Source organism: Psychrobacter pacificensis, assembly GCF_900101915.1.
GTDB classification, from domain to species: domain Bacteria; phylum Pseudomonadota; class Gammaproteobacteria; order Pseudomonadales; family Moraxellaceae; genus Psychrobacter; species Psychrobacter pacificensis.
This window is the reverse complement of record NZ_FNAL01000015.1, coordinates 54,048-72,027: the sequence shown is the minus strand read 5'-3', so window position 1 is coordinate 72,027 and position 17,980 is coordinate 54,048. Positions and strand designations below refer to the sequence as shown.

The 17,980-nt window shown below is 43.4% G+C and carries 17 protein-coding genes; 6 read left to right on the top strand and 11 right to left on the bottom strand.

The genetic code is table 11. The features are described 5' to 3' along the window. The 6 genes from dnaX to BLR43_RS09680 all read right to left on the bottom strand — a co-directional run. On the bottom strand, positions 1–1,345 hold a 1,345-nt coding region (dnaX, locus tag BLR43_RS09705; RefSeq protein WP_093070817.1), incomplete at its 3' end, for a DNA polymerase III subunit gamma/tau. A gap of 158 nt (positions 1,346–1,503) precedes the next feature. Continuing rightward, on the bottom strand, positions 1,504–3,030 hold the full coding sequence (lysS, locus tag BLR43_RS09700; protein ID WP_093070814.1) for a lysine--tRNA ligase: 1,527 nt from the start codon (positions 3,028–3,030) through the stop codon (positions 1,504–1,506). A gap of 83 nt (positions 3,031–3,113) precedes the next feature. Then, positions 3,114–3,464: a helix-turn-helix domain-containing protein gene (locus BLR43_RS09695; protein WP_071001597.1), complete on the bottom strand. Its 351-nt coding sequence runs from the start codon at positions 3,462–3,464 to the stop codon at positions 3,114–3,116. Beyond that, a complete protein-coding gene (locus tag BLR43_RS09690; protein WP_071001598.1) occupies positions 3,454–3,762 on the bottom strand; it encodes a type II toxin-antitoxin system HigB family toxin in 309 nt (102 codons plus the stop codon). The genes BLR43_RS09695 and BLR43_RS09690 overlap by 11 nt, the downstream gene beginning before the upstream one ends. Positions 3,763–3,866: 104 nt before the next feature. Next, positions 3,867–4,958 carry a peptide chain release factor 1 gene (gene prfA / locus BLR43_RS09685; RefSeq protein WP_058024705.1) on the bottom strand — a complete coding sequence of 364 codons (1,092 nt, stop codon included), beginning with the start codon at positions 4,956–4,958 and terminating at the stop codon, positions 3,867–3,869. Positions 4,959–5,194: 236 nt separating this feature from the next. Continuing rightward, on the bottom strand, positions 5,195–6,340 hold the full coding sequence (locus BLR43_RS09680; RefSeq protein WP_071001599.1) for a beta-ketoacyl-ACP synthase III: 1,146 nt from the start codon (positions 6,338–6,340) through the stop codon (positions 5,195–5,197). A gap of 278 nt (positions 6,341–6,618) precedes the next feature. On the opposite strand from BLR43_RS09680, the gene pnuC reads away from it, so the two are divergent. The 3 genes from pnuC (at position 6,619) to BLR43_RS14035 (ending at position 8,316) form a co-directional block, all read left to right on the top strand. Beyond that, entirely contained in the window at positions 6,619–7,323 is a 705-nt protein-coding gene (gene pnuC / locus BLR43_RS09675; RefSeq protein ID WP_093070811.1) for a nicotinamide riboside transporter PnuC, read from the top strand. Then, positions 7,295–7,873, top strand: a complete 579-nt coding sequence (locus BLR43_RS09670; RefSeq protein WP_240366416.1) for an AAA family ATPase — start codon at positions 7,295–7,297, stop codon at positions 7,871–7,873. The genes pnuC and BLR43_RS09670 overlap by 29 nt, the downstream gene beginning before the upstream one ends. Before the next feature lie 140 nt (positions 7,874–8,013). Continuing rightward, complete coding sequence (locus BLR43_RS14035; RefSeq protein ID WP_093070806.1) at positions 8,014–8,316, top strand: inner membrane CreD family protein; 303 nt, start codon at positions 8,014–8,016, stop codon at positions 8,314–8,316. 109 nt (positions 8,317–8,425) lie between these two features. On the opposite strand, the gene BLR43_RS09660 is transcribed toward BLR43_RS14035, so the two are convergent. Beyond that, complete coding sequence (locus BLR43_RS09660) at positions 8,426–9,109, bottom strand: DUF421 domain-containing protein (RefSeq protein ID WP_071001602.1); 684 nt, start codon at positions 9,107–9,109, stop codon at positions 8,426–8,428. A 287-nt stretch (positions 9,110–9,396) separates the two neighbouring features. Between BLR43_RS09660 and BLR43_RS09655 the strand changes: the two genes are divergently transcribed. The 3 genes from BLR43_RS09655 to BLR43_RS09645 all read left to right on the top strand — a co-directional run bounded on the left by BLR43_RS09655 (position 9,397) and on the right by BLR43_RS09645 (position 11,489). Continuing rightward, on the top strand, positions 9,397–10,311 hold the full coding sequence (locus BLR43_RS09655) for a DMT family transporter (protein ID WP_093070804.1): 915 nt from the start codon (positions 9,397–9,399) through the stop codon (positions 10,309–10,311). A 176-nt stretch (positions 10,312–10,487) separates the two neighbouring features. After that, positions 10,488–10,859, top strand: a complete 372-nt coding sequence (locus tag BLR43_RS09650; RefSeq protein ID WP_083328816.1) for an MliC family protein — start codon at positions 10,488–10,490, stop codon at positions 10,857–10,859. A 300-nt stretch (positions 10,860–11,159) separates the two neighbouring features. Next, a complete protein-coding gene (locus BLR43_RS09645; protein WP_071001605.1) occupies positions 11,160–11,489 on the top strand; it encodes a hypothetical protein in 330 nt (109 codons plus the stop codon). A gap of 70 nt (positions 11,490–11,559) precedes the next feature. Here BLR43_RS09645 and hrpA read toward each other — a convergent pair whose 3' ends face one another. The 4 genes from hrpA to BLR43_RS09625 all read right to left on the bottom strand — a co-directional run bounded on the left by hrpA (position 11,560) and on the right by BLR43_RS09625 (position 17,733). Next, complete coding sequence (gene hrpA, locus BLR43_RS09640; protein WP_227674275.1) at positions 11,560–15,774, bottom strand: ATP-dependent RNA helicase HrpA; 4,215 nt, start codon at positions 15,772–15,774, stop codon at positions 11,560–11,562. Between the two features lie 234 nt (positions 15,775–16,008). Then, entirely contained in the window at positions 16,009–16,326 is a 318-nt protein-coding gene (locus BLR43_RS09635; protein WP_071001607.1) for a hypothetical protein, read from the bottom strand. 1 nt (position 16,327) lies between these two features. Further along, positions 16,328–16,915, bottom strand: a complete 588-nt coding sequence (locus tag BLR43_RS09630) for a DUF1543 domain-containing protein (RefSeq protein ID WP_071001608.1) — start codon at positions 16,913–16,915, stop codon at positions 16,328–16,330. A 68-nt stretch (positions 16,916–16,983) separates the two neighbouring features. Beyond that, positions 16,984–17,733 (bottom strand): metallophosphoesterase family protein, encoded by a 750-nt coding sequence (locus BLR43_RS09625; protein ID WP_280139667.1) that lies wholly within the window; start codon positions 17,731–17,733, stop codon positions 16,984–16,986. Positions 17,734–17,980: the final 247 nt, after the last annotated feature.

Below are 17,980 nucleotides of genomic sequence, written 5' to 3'. Positions count from 1 at the left end.
GCTCAACAATTGGTTCAGGCTCAACAATTGGTTCAGGCTCAACAATTGGCTCAGGGCCAGTAGCCGCTGACAGTGTCACATCATTATCATCAATAGTGCTTTGAGGCTCATCTAGAGGCTGTGGATGGTAGTCAACATCGTAAGCCTCTAATGGGGCTGAGGCTTCATGCGTCATAGCATTTGGAACCGACTCTGCTGCTGCGATAGAGGCCATATTATTGCCATAGTTATCAGTCAACACTTCATCGACAGGCAAAGGGCGAAACGCCAGCAGTCGCAAAATGCACATCTCAAGCGCTTGCATCGGCGTACTAGCAAGCTTGACGCCTTCACGTGCTTGTACAACAATTTCATAGTATAGCTGTAGCACATCAGGGCTAATATGTTGGGCAAGTGTATAGATGTTTTTGGCTTGCGCCTCATTGACATTGAGAGCGACCTCAGGCAACAGTTGGGTCAATGCCAATTGATGGAGTAGCTCAGCAAGCCCATCAAACATACTCGTTGCATCAACCATTTGCGCGCGCATTTGCTCAATATGCGCGGCAACAGCGGTTTTGTCATGGTTATAAATATCTGTGATCAATCGTACCAAGTCGGCAGAGTCAATAAGACCAAGCATTGCATTGACAGTGGCATCATCAAGTGACCCTTGACCAAATGCAATGGCCTGGTCTGTCAGTGACAATGCATCACGCACAGAGCCTTTAGCCGCACTTGCCAGTTGCCAAATGGCAGGCTGAGTATACCCAACCTGCTCTTGGGTTAAAATATTTGCTAGATGCTCGCTAAGTAATGTTTGTGGTAATGGACGCAATACGAACTGCAAGCAGCGCGAAATAATCGTAATCGGTAATTTTTGTGGATCAGTGGTCGCTAGCAAAAACTTTACATGCTCAGGTGGCTCTTCTAACGTTTTGAGGAGTGCATTGAAGCTGTGGGTCGACAGCATATGCACCTCATCAATGAGGTACACCTTATATCGCCCTTGGCTTGGCGCATAAGGCACATTGTCAAGCAGCTCACGCGTGTCCTCGACCTTGGTACGAGAGGCGGCATCAATCTCAATAAGATCAATAAAACGTCCCTGATCAATCGCCACACAATTATCACAAACACCGCACGGCGTGCTAGTAATACCCGTATCACAGTTCAAGCATTTAGATAAAATACGCGCAATCGTCGTCTTACCCACACCTCGGGTACCAGTAAACAGATACGCATGATGCAAGCGATTATAATCAATTGCATTAATCAGCGCTTGCGAGACATGCGTCTGCCCAATCAACTCATGAAAGTTTTTGGGTCGATATTTGCGAGCTAAAACTTGATATTGCTGCGACATAGCTATCCATTGTGCCAAGTAATTAATATTCTTATTTTTAATACGATTTTTCGGTATTCATTATAGCAAAAAGCCAGCGCATTCGTCTGGCTTCTTGCTGATTTGATTATGACTCAGCCGCGCTTAATAAGCGGCTTTGGTTAACGACTCATTCATCATTAATCGTGTTTGCGGCGCATGTGTGGGAATAAAATCACATCACGGATACTGGCAGAGTCAGTAAATAGCATCACAAGGCGGTCGATACCAATACCTTCACCAGCGGTTGGCGGCAGACCGTAAGACAATGCTTCGATATATTCTTCATCAAAGTGCATGGCTTCATCATCGCCTGCATCTTTTTCGGCAACCTGACCACGGAAGCGCTCAGCTTGATCCGCTGGATCATTAAGCTCGCTAAAACCATTCGCCAACTCGCGACCACCAATAAACAACTCAAAACGATCGGTAATCTCAGGATTGTCATCATTACGGCGTGCCAATGGTGACGTTTCAGCTGGATATTCAGTAATAAACGTTGGTTGACGTAATTGATGCTCAGCCGTTTCTTCAAAGATGATGGTTTTGAGCTTGCCCACACCGAACACCTCTTTGACCTGCTGTTTAAGGGTCACTGAGGCGTATTGTGCCAGATAGTCACGATCGTCGATACGTGACATATCAAAGTCTTTGGCATATTTTGCAATGGCGTCAGACATGGATAGACGAGCAAATGGCGCTTTTAGGCTGATGGCTTCTTCTTGATAGGTAATCTCTGTCGTACCCAAGACATCTATCGCTAGCTGATTAAACATGCGCTCAGTCAAGTCCATCAAATCATGATAATCAGCATAGGCTTGATAAAACTCAATCATGGTAAATTCAGGGTTGTGTCGGGTTGAGACCCCTTCGTTACGGAAGCTACGGTTAATCTCAAATACTCGCTCAAACCCACCAACGACTAAACGCTTGAGATAAAGCTCAGGCGCGATACGCAAGTATAATGGCATATCCAAAGCATTATGATGTGTCTCAAATGGACGAGCCACCGCGCCACCTGGAATGGGATGCATCATTGGCGTTTCAACTTCCATAAAACGCTCATTCAGCATAAACTGACGAATGCCGCTGACGATCTGACTGCGAACCATAAAGGTATCGCGAGTCGTCTCATTGGTCATCAAATCAAGATGACGGTTGCGATAGCGCGCTTCTACATCTGCTAGGCCATGGAACTTATTTGGCATCGGACGTAGGGTCTTAGTCAACAGCGTAATCTCTTCAATATGCACATATAAATCGCCTTTACCTGAGCGACCAATATAGCCTGACACACCAACAATATCACCTAAATCCAAAGATTTGATGCTTGCACGCGTTTCCTCATCAAGCTCTTTACGTGCCACATATAATTGGATGCGACCTGTCATGTCTTGGATAACGATGAATGAGCCACGGTTTAACATGACACGGCCCGCCACATTGACCTGTGTTTTGTCACCATTCGCCGCTTTTTCTTCAATTTCTTGTTTTGACACACCATCAAAAGCCGTTTGCAAATCTTTTGCATAATGGGTGCGTTTAAAGGTGTTTGGGTACGGCTGTTTATCTGAGGCAGTGATATCATCTAGCTTGGCTTGAAGTTGCGCGATCAGTTCATTGGTGTCTTCTGGCGCTTGGGTTTGGTCTTGGTTATTTGTTGACATAAAACTCTCATAATACGATAGCCGTAAACTATCTTTAGTTAATATTTGATACTCAAAACAATAGTATCTCAAATAGAGGAGACCTAGTGAATAAGACTTTCATAAGGAATGTGCAGCCCTTCATGTAGTTTTCTTATCATTGGCAAACTCAATCGGCGTTTACGATTTAATACTTCAGATACTTTACTTGCCGATCCCAAATAAGGTGTCAAATCCTTTCTACTTAAATTTAGATTTTCCATCTGAAAAATAATAGCATCGACAGCTTCGGCATGTTCGATAGGATAATATTTGTTTTCGTAAGCTTCAATTAAGGTTACTAGCACTTCACGCTCGTCAGCCTCAGGTGTACCCTCATCAGCTTGAAACACAGCTTGTAGCTGAGCAAATGCATGTGCTAGATCTTGATCATTACGAATTGGTTTAATATTCATTGACAACCTCCACATCAATTTTATCGTATTCACTATGAGTACCGATGAACTTGACCCAAGCAATACCAGCCTGATACTGCATCTCAACCACCAATCGGTATTTATTGCCTGCAATATTAAAAACGACTCTATTATTAGCGCAAATACTCGCATTCTTAAAATCGTTTTTGATATCTTGCGGCGATTGCCAACTGGCTTTTAGTGCAAAATCATGCCAAGCTTCTAGCTGACCTTTTGCATCACCATTGTTAGGCTGTTCCCAGAATTTACGTAAACTGCTTTTGGCAATAACTCTCATATGACTTAGTGTATAGTATCCAATTATATTCCCAATTTGGGAATATGGCAACGCTAATCGCTATACCCCTTCTTAACCTCACTCGCATAGTTCACCGCTATGGCTTACATTTCGCCGCCGATGCTGGCCATCAAGTCAGCCTGATGCTCACGTAACAGTGCATCAAGAATCTCATCCAAGTCACCTTCCATGATGGAGTCAAGCTTGTATAAGGTAAGGTTGATACGATGATCGGTCATGCGCCCTTGCGGGAAATTATAGGTGCGAATACGCTCTGAGCGGTCGCCACTACCGACCAAGTCACGGCGTATAGAGTCCGCTACATCGACCTGCGCTTGTACTTTGGCTTGCTGGATTTTAGAGACCAGCATTTTCATCGCATGTGCACGGTTTTTGTGCTGGCTACGCTCTTGTTGACACTCTACCACAGTACCCGTGGGAATATGCGTCAAACGTACGGCTGAGTCAGTGGTGTTAACGTGCTGACCACCCGCGCCACTTGAGCGAAAGGTGTCCATCTTAATATCCGCAGGATTGATATCAACGGTATCATCGATTTCAACTTCTGGCATGACTGCAACCGTACAAGCTGACGTATGCACGCGACCTTGACTTTCGGTCTCAGGGACACGCTGTACACGGTGAGCGCCAGACTCAAACTTTAAACGTCCATAGACGCTATTACCCGATACGCGAGTAATGATTTCTTTATAACCGCCGTGTTCACCTTCGTTCGCGGATAGAACTTCAACAGTCCAGCCCTGGGTTTGCGCGTATTTTTGATACATGCGGAACAAATCACCAGAGAAAATCGCTGCTTCATCACCGCCCGTCCCAGCACGAATCTCCAAGAATGCTGGCACCTTATCGTTAGGATCTTTTGGTAGCATCATGACATTAAGCGCTTCTTCCATCTCTACAATGGTATCACGTGCCGTTTCAATCTCATCGAGCATCATCTCTTTCATGTCAGGATCTGTCGCGTCAGCTAGCATCGCTTCTGCATCGGCTTGATCCGTTTCTGCATTCAGATAGTTCTGCCATAAGGTCGTGATGTCCATCAAGTCGCTGTGCTCGACAGACAATTCGCGAAATTTATTATTATCACTGATGACACTAGGATCTGATAACAAGGCGGTGACCTCTTCATAACGGTCTACCATCTGGTCTAAACGCAGGCGTAAGGATTCTTTCATAAAAGGACTTTTAATTGGATAAGAGGAATAAGCTCGTGATTATAGCAAATTTTTTGGGGTAAATTAAAACCTCTAAGCATTCTTCTCAATATTCGCAGCAATCTTGTCACTATACTCTCAAATATCTCTACTTATTCTTAAATAAAGATACTTGGTTCTGATACCATTAGTAGACAAAAAAATAGCTAAGAAGACTCTTAGCTATTTTTATCTATCAAAAACATCGTATTAAAACGTTAGACTTTACGAACCAATACTGAGCCAATAGAGTAACCGGCACCAAATGAGCAAATAACACCTAGATCACCTGACGCTAGCTCATCCTTATAGCGATGGAATACAATCATTGGGCTCGCTGAGCTGGTATTGGCAAATTCAGCAATCACGCTTGGTGCGATTGATTTGTCAGCATCTTTACCGATGACAGTGCGTAAAATCAAATCTATCATGTTGGCATTAGCTTGATGTAGCCACATCATCTTAACATCAGAGGTCGGTATATCATTTTCTTGTAGGTGTTCAGTGATAACCTCAGACACCTTTGGACAAACTTCGCGGAATACTTTGCGACCATTTTGCAAAAATAGTTTATCAGTGACCGGCGCTTTGATGTCTGGATACATCTCCGTTTGCGCAGCTAGATACTCTGAGCGATCCATAAAGCCATATTCGTTTTTGATGTTGGTCGAAAACTGAGTAAATAGCTTAGCGTTTAGAATCTCATAACCCTTTGGCGTGTCTAATTCTTCAACAATAGTCGCCGTTGCTACATCACCAAAAATAAAGTGGCTGTCACGATTGCGCCAGTTTAGATGCGCGGAGGTAATCTCGACATTGACCACAGCCACACGTTTGGCTAGACCAGAGATGATAGAACCATGCGCTTGTGATAGGCCAAACGTTGCCGCACTACAGGCGACGTTCATATCATAAGCGAAGCCGCCAACCATACCAATGGCATTTTGGATTTCAATAGCAACCGCAGGATAAGTGCGCTGGAAGTTTGAGCAAGCAAGGATAATACCATCTAGATCGTTGGCCTCAAGTCCAGCATCAGCCAATGCGTCTTTTAACGCAGCCGCGCCCATTTCTGCCATCACAGACAGCTCTTCACCTAAGTTACGATAGGCAATGACTGGTGCCATGATTTCAGGGTCTAAAATACCGTCTTTTTCCATCACATAACGTGATTTGATACCAGATACTTTTTCGATGAAAGCAGCTGAAGAAGGCTCAAGTGCCGTCATTGTCTCTGCAGCTATCTCTTCAGCATGTTCGGTATTATAGTTTTCAACATACTGGTTAAATGACTCAACTAGCTCTTCGTTACTAATGCTGTAAGGTGGGATATAAAGACCAGTGCCTGTGATACAAGTCGTCATGATACGCTTCCTTGTCTACTACTGTGGTGCTTGGAATAAGCATAAAAGTGGAAAATAATAGCCATTCAAACTCAGTGAATAACTGTAAACTTAAAATCAGTGTGTTTATTATGCCTGAATATTAAATTTTTTCTAATGCTTTGTTACAAATAATCTGTTTCTGGCGATAAATAAGCAAAGACTCACGTCATTCTTTGATAGCTACGTTATAATTAGCGCCATTTTGCTCTGTATAACCACCCAAACACATCGATACACGCTCATCTTTAGGAATACTAATGGCAGAACTTCTTACTTGGTTATTTGGTCAATATGCGGATTACTCCACAACATTTATCGTCTTAGAGTTGATTGCCGTGGTTTTTGGTGTGGCAAGTGTCTTGCTTGCCAGCAGAACCAATATCTTAGTCTTTCCAATTGGCTTAATCAGCACGGCGATATTTGTATATTTACTATGGAAATGGCAGCTGTTTGGCGATATGTTCATCAATGCTTACTATACGGTGATGAGTTTATATGGTTGGATTAACTGGTCAAAGAACAAAAAGAATCAGCCTATAGAGACTCATGAGTCAAACAATGTCCGTATTGAGCATTTGCATGCAGGCGATGTACCTATCTTGTCTGCTTTGGCAATAGCAACCATGTCATTTGTGGCGCTGATATACTATTTCCGTCCGGTGATTAATAACGGCTTTAGTTTTGACGGTGCCGTTCTTGGTGTACATTTATTCACTTGGGTGGACTATACCGACATGCTCACTACAGCCTTGTTCCTGATGGCCATGTGGCTTATGGCACGGCGCAAAATTGAGCATTGGATACTATGGATCATTGCTGATGCGATATCAGTACCACTGTACTTTTATAAAGGCTTTACTTTTACCGCGCTACAATATGTAGTCTTCACTCTCATTGCAATCTGGGCCTATTATGAATGGCAACGACGCTACCGTGTACAACCTCGAACAGCATACGCCTGAATCTGTCATTACTGTCGCAGTTTTGGGCGCAGAAAGTACGGGGAAAACAACCCTATGCCGTGATTTGGCAGCGCATTTCGATAGTCTGTGGGTGTCAGAATATATGCGTACTTACTTGCAAGCGAAGTGGGATGATGAGCAGCTTACTTGTACATGGGATGACCTGCTACCTATCGCACAAGGTCAGATTGCGTTAGAGAACAAACTGGCTAAACAAGTCACCCAAACGTCTAATGAAAACCGCTATTTGTTTTGTGATACCAGTCTGTTTGAGCTAATGGTCTACTCTCATTGGTATTATGGTAACTGCCCCACCGCTCTTGAGCAAGCAGCATTGGCACATCATTATGATTTGATACTATTGACTAAGGTTGATATACCTTGGGTGGCTGATGACCTGCGAGACAGTCCGTACCAACGTGATGAGATAAGCGCCTATTTTGCCAGTCAATTAAGCAAGCATCAAAAACCTTTTGTGCGTATTAGTGGCGATAGAAAAGAACGTGTCCGGCAAGTAATCGCGCAGCTCGCTCATCTCGGTAATCCCTAGAATGGTTTTCCACATACTATTCATCTTCCTTGCATATTTTCTCGCTACCTCCTCTCTATGATGTCTATTAACGCCGCAGCCAACTGTATCAGCAGCTGTGGATTCAAGACATTTAGGAGGCGCCAACATGCAAAAACACTATTAACCAAATTATTTTTTATGTCCTATTGCTACCACTTGCTGAGCAAATTGTCTTTTGGCAAGTATATACTATAGCCGCTAGCGCGTGCGTGGGACTTATTGGTTGGTATAGCTACTATGTATTTGGCGGTTTGAAACGGGCTTTACTCTTTACCGCAACACTTGCTGGACTATATGTTGCCTTTTTCGGCATTTTAATTACAGAAGATCTCAATCTATTACTGGGCGCGATATTCTGCTTTATGGTACTTGCCTGTGTCATGGTGATGACTCGCAAACTTGACTGGTACAAAGTCACATAAGCCAAGCGCTGTATAAATAAAGTCACATAAACTGATAATAGTTTGAATTAATGCTGCCTTAGCTTAGTTGATAAGGCAGCATTATCGTTATATTAGCCTAGTCGTTACGCTACTTGACTATCTGATTGTTTAACGCTTTAGCCCAATTATTGCAATCATCCTCACAGCGCGGGCAGCATTTATCAGCTTCTAATATTTGCTCGACATAACCACAATACATGCAGGCGTAATGAGCCCCTATCTCTACTTGCTCAACAGCTTGATATTGCTTGGGAAACAGCGGCATGCCGTAAACTGTATTTTCAGAGGAATGCAATAAAATACTAAAGTTGCCGTCCGTCTCAAGCAAACCGATGCGCACTTGACCCAAATGCTCAACGCCCTGTTGACGCATTTCAGCAAAAAACTCATCGTGAGACATTTTGCCTTTCTTAATTTTATCGAGCACCAGCATGCTATCTTCTACGATATAAAGTGACTTGCCTTCCAATAAGTCTTCAAAAGGCTGCCATTTCATCATAACCCACGTACAGATTCGGTAAAGAACAATGACTGAACCCATGATTAGTACGGCTTGAATAATCGGCAAATCCTCAGTAAACATAGGGTCACCCGCGATAGAGCCAAGTGATAGGATGATGGTCAGCTCAAAGATAGAAAGCTGACGAATGCCGCGCTTGCCAGTGAAGCGCAAGAACGTGATAATTAATACAAACATGACGGTGACACGTATTAAGATTTCAACGGCAAACGACCAAGTTGTGTCATGAATAAAAATACTTGCCCAATCCATATTCTCATTTCCAATTTATTTATCTGATGTATTGTGTTTAATGAATGATGTTCTAATAGTTCGTTTGATGCGAAGCACATCATCCCTATTTTCAGACCTTATCGTCAATACAACTATCGTTATTCGTATTTAAGAAAGACTTTTTGTCACAAGTACGACAAAATATACTGTCTTGTGAGACGGCAATTGTTTTTGCTCAAAAATACGTTATCGTTATATTCTAAATTCACCATTGAAACGCTATGCAAGCCTGTTTTATGCTCCCTTATTCATTGTAGGAATTATTTTTGAAAGCCATTGTTTATACTACTATTGCCTTGATCGCATTTGCTGCAAACTCCCTGTTTTGCCGGATGGCGTTGGCAGAAGGTTATATAGATGCTTGGAGTTTTACGGTCATTCGTCTGCTCAGTGCGACTGTTTGCTTAGTGTTTATTATGACGATTCACGCCTACAAACTACAGCGTCAAGTACTCGCCTCTGACAAGCCTTCTGTTGATGCTATCTTAAATGACAAAGGCAGTTGGCTTAGTAGTGTCAGCTTGGTCATTTACGCGTTATGTTTTTCGATTGCCTATGTAGAGCTTAATACTGGTACAGGTGCTTTAATTTTGTCTTCGGCCGTTCAGATTACGATGATTGGCTGGGGTATCTACAAAAAAGAGCAGCTTAGTGCTGTACAGTGGCTGGCATTTATCGTCGCAGTCGCAGGATTTGTGTATTTGATGTTGCCATCGGCGGCCGTTCCATCACCCAACGCTGCAGCATTGATGGCACTGAGCGGTGCGGCTTGGGGAGTATACAGCATACGCGGCAAATCATGCATCTCACCGCTACGAGCGACAGGGTTTAACTTTGTGCGGAGTTTGGTGGCCGTTCCGATATTACTACTGGTGGGCCTAATGTATCTGGATGAAATAGGTTTAAAAAACATCAGCTTAGAAAGTATTACCAGCGAAGGGATATTGCTCGCCTGTGCGTCAGGAGCGATCGCATCAGGGCTGGGTTACAGTATTTGGTATACGGCGATGCCATTGTTAAAAACCACACAAGCGGCGATCGTTCAGCTGTGTGTGCCTGTGATTGCGACTGTACTAGGCGTGATATTTTTATCTGAGCAGCTGACGCTCAACTTTCTGATCGCCAGTATAGTCATCTTAGGGGCGGTACTGGTATTTATGTTAAACAAAAAAACAGTGTAAACAAAAAACCAAATATCGCTCAATCACTTAAACGACCAGGACTTAGCAAATCACGAAAAAGACAGAAATAATTACCTTAGTAGACTCTAACCATAACACGAAATTACATTCGAACATGTATCATATTGCTCAGTATAACAACGCACATTCACTTACCAACTTGAGGAATATCGTTTATGAAAAAATTACTTGCTGTTGCTCCTTTTACCGTTTTGTTAGCCGCTTGTGCAACCAACGCTCCGACCACCACCGCCCCAACCACTGCTGCCAAACCAGTCGTTCAGTCATTTACCTGTGAAGACAACGGCATGATTACTGCCGCCTATGCAGCGGATGGTCAAGCGGCCAACCTAAACGTCACCTTGCCAAAGGTAGGTCTACAAGACGCAAAAATCACGCTAGAGCAAGCAGTATCAGGCTCTGGCGTACGTTATGTAAACAATGTAAACCCAAAGACCACCTATGACTGGCATACCAAAGCAGACTTTGGCATTATGACCATCGCCTCAGACAATGGTCAACAGTATCAAGTAAACTGCCAACTATAGTTATTGACTATAAATAATGTATTGACTAGTGTTTTTACACTTATGAATGATGAGAGTCAGTAGTGAAGCTACTGGCTCTTTTTTATTGTACCAACCGCAATCAAGACAATCCCAATGTTGGGAGATAATGAATGATACCTGACATCCACGCCCTAAAAAGACGTGGCTTTATGGTGCTTTTTGATAAAAAATGATTGACTTCTCTTATATATTCGATATATAACATATAATATATTCAAAATATTGGATATAGCGTAGTTTTTTATGCACATTTATCGAAAAGCTTGGGGAGGAAATGATATGATTCGTTTAAGCTACACTCTCAAATGCTGGGCGCTAGCCATTACTTATTTTTTAGTATTTTACTTTATGGTCGTTATGAGTGACCCAGGCTTTGGCAAATATATCTATATGCTGGCCCTCAGCACTCTACTCTTCCCCATTGCCAAGCGTGCAGTGGATGTGATGACAGATTTTTTTACCCCAGATCTCGAACTATTTAATGGATTGCTGCCGTCAATTCTGATTAACGTGGTGATTTGGATACTGACACCATTTATCGTAGCACTGACAGTGATTGCGTTCATGCTTTATAGTATGGGCGTGCTCACAGAAAAGATGAGTCATTAAAACCTACTTAAATAAAAGGCCGGAGTAGCAATTGCTGATCCGGCCTTAACATTCAAAGAAACTTTTAGTTCTAGCCCACCTTATCCCACATTTTACTAAGACGCTTGGGCGAAACTGCCACACGAGTTTTCATCGGCTGAGCAAATAGCTGGATACGATACTCCTCCACCATCCAGCGATATTCGCTAATAGCTTCTTTGTCCGCACGCCCTGCTAGCCGCTCCATATGCAAGTCAAGCGCGTAGACACCATCAAGGTCGGCATCCAAATTATGCTCAAGACGCTCTAAGCGAATCTCTAGTGCCTCAAGATAACGTGGATACTGCTGCCAATGGCTATAATCCATGCGGTAAACAAAATCAGCCAAATACAAATCTTCTAATTGATCTTCGATATCATCGATAGATTCCCCAAATATCTCGCGGTCTAACATCAACAGACTCTGGCGAATACGCTGCCAGCGCGTATAAACATTTTTCAGCGTTTTTATGACGCTTTGACCGGTCAATAAGAAGTTATTTAACACAACTTCTAGCGTCTGTGCATACTCTTCAGGCGTAAACGGTAACTCCTCGCTCAATCCAACTGCGATATCGTCAGCGCTCTCAGGCAGGCTCTCGGTATGATCAAATAACACATAATGCTCTTCAAGCGTAGCATCCAATGTAGCATCAATGACGATTGTTTTTAGCTTTTCCATATCACCAAGCGGTGCAAATGCCAGTTTGAATATTTTATCCACTTGACTGGTGAGCTGTTTTTTCTTTGCGCCAAGCTTCCCTTTGATCAAGGTCAATACGCCGATACGATGCGCTTGTAGTGCGGCATTGACATCGGTGTACTGATGGATCGATACCGCTTCGCCTGCTTCATCAGCCACGAGCGCCGCAAACTGCTTCATAACCACGCCTGCACTATGATGATTTTTGCTAAAGGTAAAATGCTCAGGGAATTCAGTATGCGCGCCTTGTTGCTCATTCACCGCTTGACTGGTCTCAGAGGCATGACGAATCTGTAGCGTTTGTAGATCACGACCTTTTTCGATAATGCGGTTTTTGTCATCGACCACACAGATTTGTGGCTGCAGATAACGATCAATCGTGGAAGGGCTAAAGCTCTCTGGCGTCACCGACATAATACCGCGGCGATTGAGCGCTTGGCACAGCTGTTTTAACAGCCCTTGTCCACCTTGCTGCTGCAGCTCATCAAACAAATTATCTGCGGTATCAGGTATCGGGACGATCTGACGACGGATATCTTTTGGCAATGATTTGAGCAACTGCAATACCAGCTCGTAGCGCCAACCAGGCACACCCCATAGTAGCTCAATGGCGTCGAGCTGTGGTAATGCAGCAAGCGGTACGCGTATGGTCACGCCATCATCATCACTTGCTGGATCAAAGACATAACGCAGTGGCAGCTTTAAATCACCCAGCTTCCATACTTCTGGGAAATCGCCCGTGGTCGGTGCTTGGCTAGTAAGTACGTCTTCATCGGTAAAAAACAGATACTTAGCATCGTTTTTTTCTACTTCTGCGCGCCAGTCTTCAAACGTTTTGCGGCTGGCGACGTGTTCAGGAATCTTTTTGTCATAGAACTGATATAGCGTTTCTTCATCAACCAATAGATCACGGCGACGTAGCTTATCTTCGATGCGCTCAACATGGGCAATCTTGTCCATATTGTGCTGTAAAAATGGCGCATTACGACCGAAGTTACCAGTCACTAACCCATCACGAATGAAAATCTCTCGCGACTCGACCAAGTTTACTTGCTCATAATTGGTCAGCTGCTTGCTAATGATGATCAAGCCAAATAGACTAATCTGCGCGTATGCTTTGACCCGCCCAGTTTTCTTGGACCAATGCGGTTCAAAATAATGATATTTGAGCAAGTTTCCTGCCGCTGAAATAATCCACTCGGGTTCAATTTTGGCAACGGTACGCATAAAGACTTGCGAGGTTTCAACCATCTCAAACGCCATCACCCAAGGCGGTATTTGTTTAAATACCGTACTCGCTGGGAATATTTTGGCTTTTTGCTGACGCGCCGCCAAATACTCACCGCGGCTTTCAGTCTTATGCGCAATGATGGACAATAGTCCTGTTAATAACGCTCGGTGCAAATTGGCGTATTTGACCGCTTTTAACGCTTCGTCTTCGATTGCAGTCGGGTCATTCTTAGCGACATTTTTATCGGATGCTTGTGCATCACTGGTATCTATCAGCTTAAGATCTGTCACCATTTGTAGCAATTGACGATGCGTTTGATGCCATTCACGAACACGCGGGAAGCTCAGATAGTTCTTTTTCGCAAACTGCTTACGCTGATTACCAGACAGTTTATTGCCGTCTTCGTCTTTTTCAAACAGTGCCTTCCATAGACTTAAGTAAAACAAGAAATCTGAATCATCTTGACGGAATACTGCATGCTTTTGATCCGCTTGCGTACGCTTGTTGGCAGGGCGCTCACGAGGATCTTGTACCGCAAGCGCAGCCACGACAATCAGCATTTCACGAATACAATCAAAGTCAGAACCAGCCACCAGCATACGTGCCAGCCTTGGATCGATTGGCATACGTGCCATTTTCTGACCTGTTGCGGTCAAGCGCAGGTGATCAAGCCCTTTTTGCCGTTTTGATGGGTTTCGTTTATCTTGAGTACTGTCCTTTTTGGACGTAATGGCTCCTAGCTCATCAAGTAGCTTGTGACCATCTGTGACTAACCTACTATCAGGTGGCTCGATAAAATCAAAGCCATCGACACTGCCCAGACGCAGATTGGCCATCTGTAATATCACAGATGCCAAATTGGTACGTAGAATCTCAGGCTCAGTAAATTCAGGACGACCGTTGAAGTCCTCCTCAGAATATAGGCGAATGCAGACACCTGGCGCGACACGGCCACAACGACCTTTACGTTGGTTGGCAGCCGCTTGCGAAATCGCTTCAATCGGTAGACGCTGCACACGTGAGCGATACGAGTAGCGCGAAATACGCGCAAATCCTAAGTCAATCACATAGCGAATACCCGGTACAGTCAACGCAGTCTCAGCAACGTTGGTCGCAATGACAATACGTCGACCTCGACCTGATGGCTGAAAGATACGCTGCTGCTCTTCATACGTCTGCCGTGCAAACAGCGGTAGCACCTCGGTATGACGTGGACCATGGCGCTCAAGCACTTCTTGCATTTCACGAATTTCTGCTTCAGTCGCGGCAAATATCAAGATATCAGCCTGATCGGCATGGCCTTTATTTTGCGCGTCGCTAAAACATTCCTCGACAGCAGCAACCACCGCACGCGGCAGGTTCTCTTCAAAATCATCATAGCTGTCATCTTCTGAGCTGTTTACTGGCTCATCGGTCAGCGGACGATAACGAACTTCTACTGGAAAACTGCGTCCCTCGACGTTAAAGATAGGTGCAGGGACTTGCCGTTTTAGCTTGGCATCATAATGACTAAAGTACTCACTAAAGCGCGTGGTATCGAGGGTCGCTGAAGTGATAATGACTTTTAAATCTGGGCGCTTAGGCAGCATCTTTTTGAGATAACCCATAATAAAATCGATGTTCAAACTACGCTCATGCGCCTCATCGATAATAATCGTATCGTACTTACTCAAAAAACGATCGTGACCCAGCTCAGCCAGCAAAATACCATCGGTCATCAGCTTAACAATCGATTGGGCGGAGCCTTGCTCATTAAAGCGAATCTTAAAACTAACCGTATTACCCAAAGGCTCACCCAGCTCTTCGGCAATACGGTTTGCGACGCTACGAGCCGCCAATCGCCTTGGTTGCGTATGCCCTATCTGTCCAGTAATACCGCGTCCTGCCAGCATGGCGAGCTTAGGCAACTGTGTGGTTTTACCCGAACCTGTCTCACCCGCCACGATAATGACCTGATTATCAATGATCGCTTGTACCAGATCTTCTGCGCGTTGACTAACAGGCAGGTCAAGATTTAATTTGGCAGGTAAGTCACTTGGGATGCTATCAATACGTGCCTGCACTGCTTTTTGAGAGCGCGTTTTTATCTTGTCGTATTGGGCACGCTTCTTGGTAAGGACCTCGTCGTGATTGTTTTTTTGCTCAGAATCATGATTAGATTTTTTGTTTTTGGACACCGCAGCGCGCGCCAGCTCTCGTTCGAGACGGCTTAAATAATAGCTATCTTTAGCAAGTACTGGTAAATCACTCAGTAATTCCGCTGGTTGCTTTGTACTGTTATTTTCATTTACGGTAGATGTTTTTAGACTGGTATTTTCAAAAGTATCAGACATATTTGCTTAGGCTATTTATTATGTATAAGTGGTTAGATTATGGAGGCAAATGCAGGGTGATTCAAGGTAGTTATGATGCTTGTATGATGCTTAGTTGCAAAGCTGAAGTTTTTTCTATGGCTATGAGGACGATAATGCCTCTATCTAATAATCAGTGTTAAATCAAGACACACTTAGACCATAAATATTAAATTTCACACCATTAAAGGCATAGAAATGGTCTAAATGAGAAAACTAATGACTAACAGTATAAATAACCTGTTGGTGAGTCGCAGCCCCCACAAAAAAGGTATGCATTTTTTGCAGTGCCAGCCTAGGAAAAGGAAGATGTAGTGACAGTAACAATTTTTCAAACCCTAACATCTCATTAGCTAACTCTTTCGCTACGTCAGGACGAATCTGCGGGTTTTTATAAATATTGTCAATCAACCACGTTAATCGTGGAAATTTTGCGTTATCGTGAATCTGATAAAGGATGGGCAGCATATCATCAGATATCTGACAGCGCGCTTTGCGGATTAGACCACTTTTATAATACATATCTAGTGACATATTAGGATAATTTCCTTAGATTTTTAATACTCAGATAACCCACATATTCTTTATCTTCTTTGATATCGACACCGCCTGCATCAACGATAGGCTCAATCAACAGCTGAGCATTTGAGAGCAGATCATTCACGTTATAGATATCATCTATATCGACCTCAAACTTATCATCAATATGTGAAGCGGCGTCGAACGGCGATGCATTATCTTTAAAAGTGAACTGTTTATAAAACTCGCTTTGTTTGGCTTGCTTAATGGCCTCGGCTTGACTGGGGGCAACGATCAGAAGCTTATAATGAAACTCTTCAAAACTTCCCTGCTGATAGCCGCCCAAATTGATAAAAAACAGCTTTAAGTTAGCATCTTTGCTTACCTGCTCACCTGATTTAACCAGTTTGATCGCATAGCCATCAACTTTAGTAATCGCTCGATACGAATCAATGTGCCATTTGTTTTTGACTTCTGGCCAATGCTGATTGATATCCTCTACCAGCTCGCTGACGTGATTGGCCACGCCAAAAAAGATGTCATGCTGTTCAATCAGGCGACCTTTAGGACGGCCACCAAGTTGAGCCATATATAAAGTTAACATGTAACGCCGTCCTTATAAATTTTTCATTGTAGCTAATTTTAATTGAACATAATATCGAGCGCGTCTTATTACAATACCCGCCCTGTTTTTAAAGCAAATGCCCAATCTCTACGTCCATTTTTGAGCGCCAGTTCTGCTGCTGCTTCATGATCATAAGCGATCTTAATATGCTCAGTTTGCCAGCATTTACCTCGCGGTGTCTCTATACAGGTTATCAGCGCGTAGCTGGCATGAGGCGAATACGTTTGCATCTTATGAAGAATGGGCAAATCATCTTCGTAGGCGGGATAACCCACACTGCCACTATTAATAATTATCTGCCCTGACGATAGTGTCACCGTGCGCGGAATATGCGTATGTCCACAGATAATGACAGGGCTGGCCATACCATTTAATAATGATAAAATGTTCGAGTCGCTACGTACTGTCGGTGCGCCTGTTGCGATATCTTCAAGCAAATATACCATGTCATCAGTTGGCGTCCCATGACAAAGATAAACATCCTCACTTAAATGACAATCAAACGGTAAAGCGCGCATCCATTCAATCGCGTCTTTAGGTAAATTTTTGACAATAAAATCCATCGTTGGATTATCAGCAACTTCTGCCATGGTTGATAAATTCAGCGCCTCATAAATCTGCCTATCTTGATTACCCCGAATGGTAACAATATCATCTCGATGGGTCATTAGTAATTCATAGGTCGCCTTAGGCGCTATCGGCCCATATAAAATATCACCAAGATTGACGATTTGATTGACATTGCGCTTTTTGATATCAGCAAGCACAGCGTCAAGCGCGAAGACATTACTATGAATATCTGAAATATAGTTAGATTACTATAAAATCAATACAATAAGATTCAACGTTATTTTTCGCAGCCTCTGGAGACGCAGTCACAGCAAGCAAGAAAAATAGCGTTGAATCAAATGAATTTATTGTCCTGTATTGTTTTTATTTAGACTTGACTATAGCAGCGATTGTAATGCAATTTTTATTATTGAATGTCGTCATAATGTCTATTATCCCCCATAAGTTATGATGTAATAAATTAAGAGAGTATAA

What these genes read in the sequence shown, in the direction of transcription:
- prfA (WP_058024705.1), bottom strand. Translation starts at nt 4,958, where the DNA reads ATGAAAGAATCCTTACGCCTGCGTTTAGACCAGATGGTAGACCGTTAT.
- BLR43_RS09690 (WP_071001598.1), bottom strand. Translation starts at nt 3,762, where the DNA reads ATGAGAGTTATTGCCAAAAGCAGTTTACGTAAATTCTGGGAACAGCCT.
- pnuC (WP_093070811.1), top strand. Translation starts at nt 6,619, where the DNA reads ATGGCAGAACTTCTTACTTGGTTATTTGGTCAATATGCGGATTACTCC.
- hrpA (WP_227674275.1), bottom strand. Translation starts at nt 15,774, where the DNA reads ATGTCTGATACTTTTGAAAATACCAGTCTAAAAACATCTACCGTAAAT.
- BLR43_RS09650 (WP_083328816.1), top strand. Translation starts at nt 10,488, where the DNA reads ATGAAAAAATTACTTGCTGTTGCTCCTTTTACCGTTTTGTTAGCCGCT.
- BLR43_RS09630 (WP_071001608.1), bottom strand. Translation starts at nt 16,915, where the DNA reads ATGTTAACTTTATATATGGCTCAACTTGGTGGCCGTCCTAAAGGTCGC.
- lysS (WP_093070814.1), bottom strand. Translation starts at nt 3,030, where the DNA reads ATGTCAACAAATAACCAAGACCAAACCCAAGCGCCAGAAGACACCAAT.
- BLR43_RS09695 (WP_071001597.1), bottom strand. Translation starts at nt 3,464, where the DNA reads ATGAATATTAAACCAATTCGTAATGATCAAGATCTAGCACATGCATTT.
- BLR43_RS09635 (WP_071001607.1), bottom strand. Translation starts at nt 16,326, where the DNA reads ATGTCACTAGATATGTATTATAAAAGTGGTCTAATCCGCAAAGCGCGC.
- BLR43_RS09645 (WP_071001605.1), top strand. Translation starts at nt 11,160, where the DNA reads ATGATTCGTTTAAGCTACACTCTCAAATGCTGGGCGCTAGCCATTACT.
- BLR43_RS09660 (WP_071001602.1), bottom strand. Translation starts at nt 9,109, where the DNA reads ATGGATTGGGCAAGTATTTTTATTCATGACACAACTTGGTCGTTTGCC.
- BLR43_RS09680 (WP_071001599.1), bottom strand. Translation starts at nt 6,340, where the DNA reads ATGACGACTTGTATCACAGGCACTGGTCTTTATATCCCACCTTACAGC.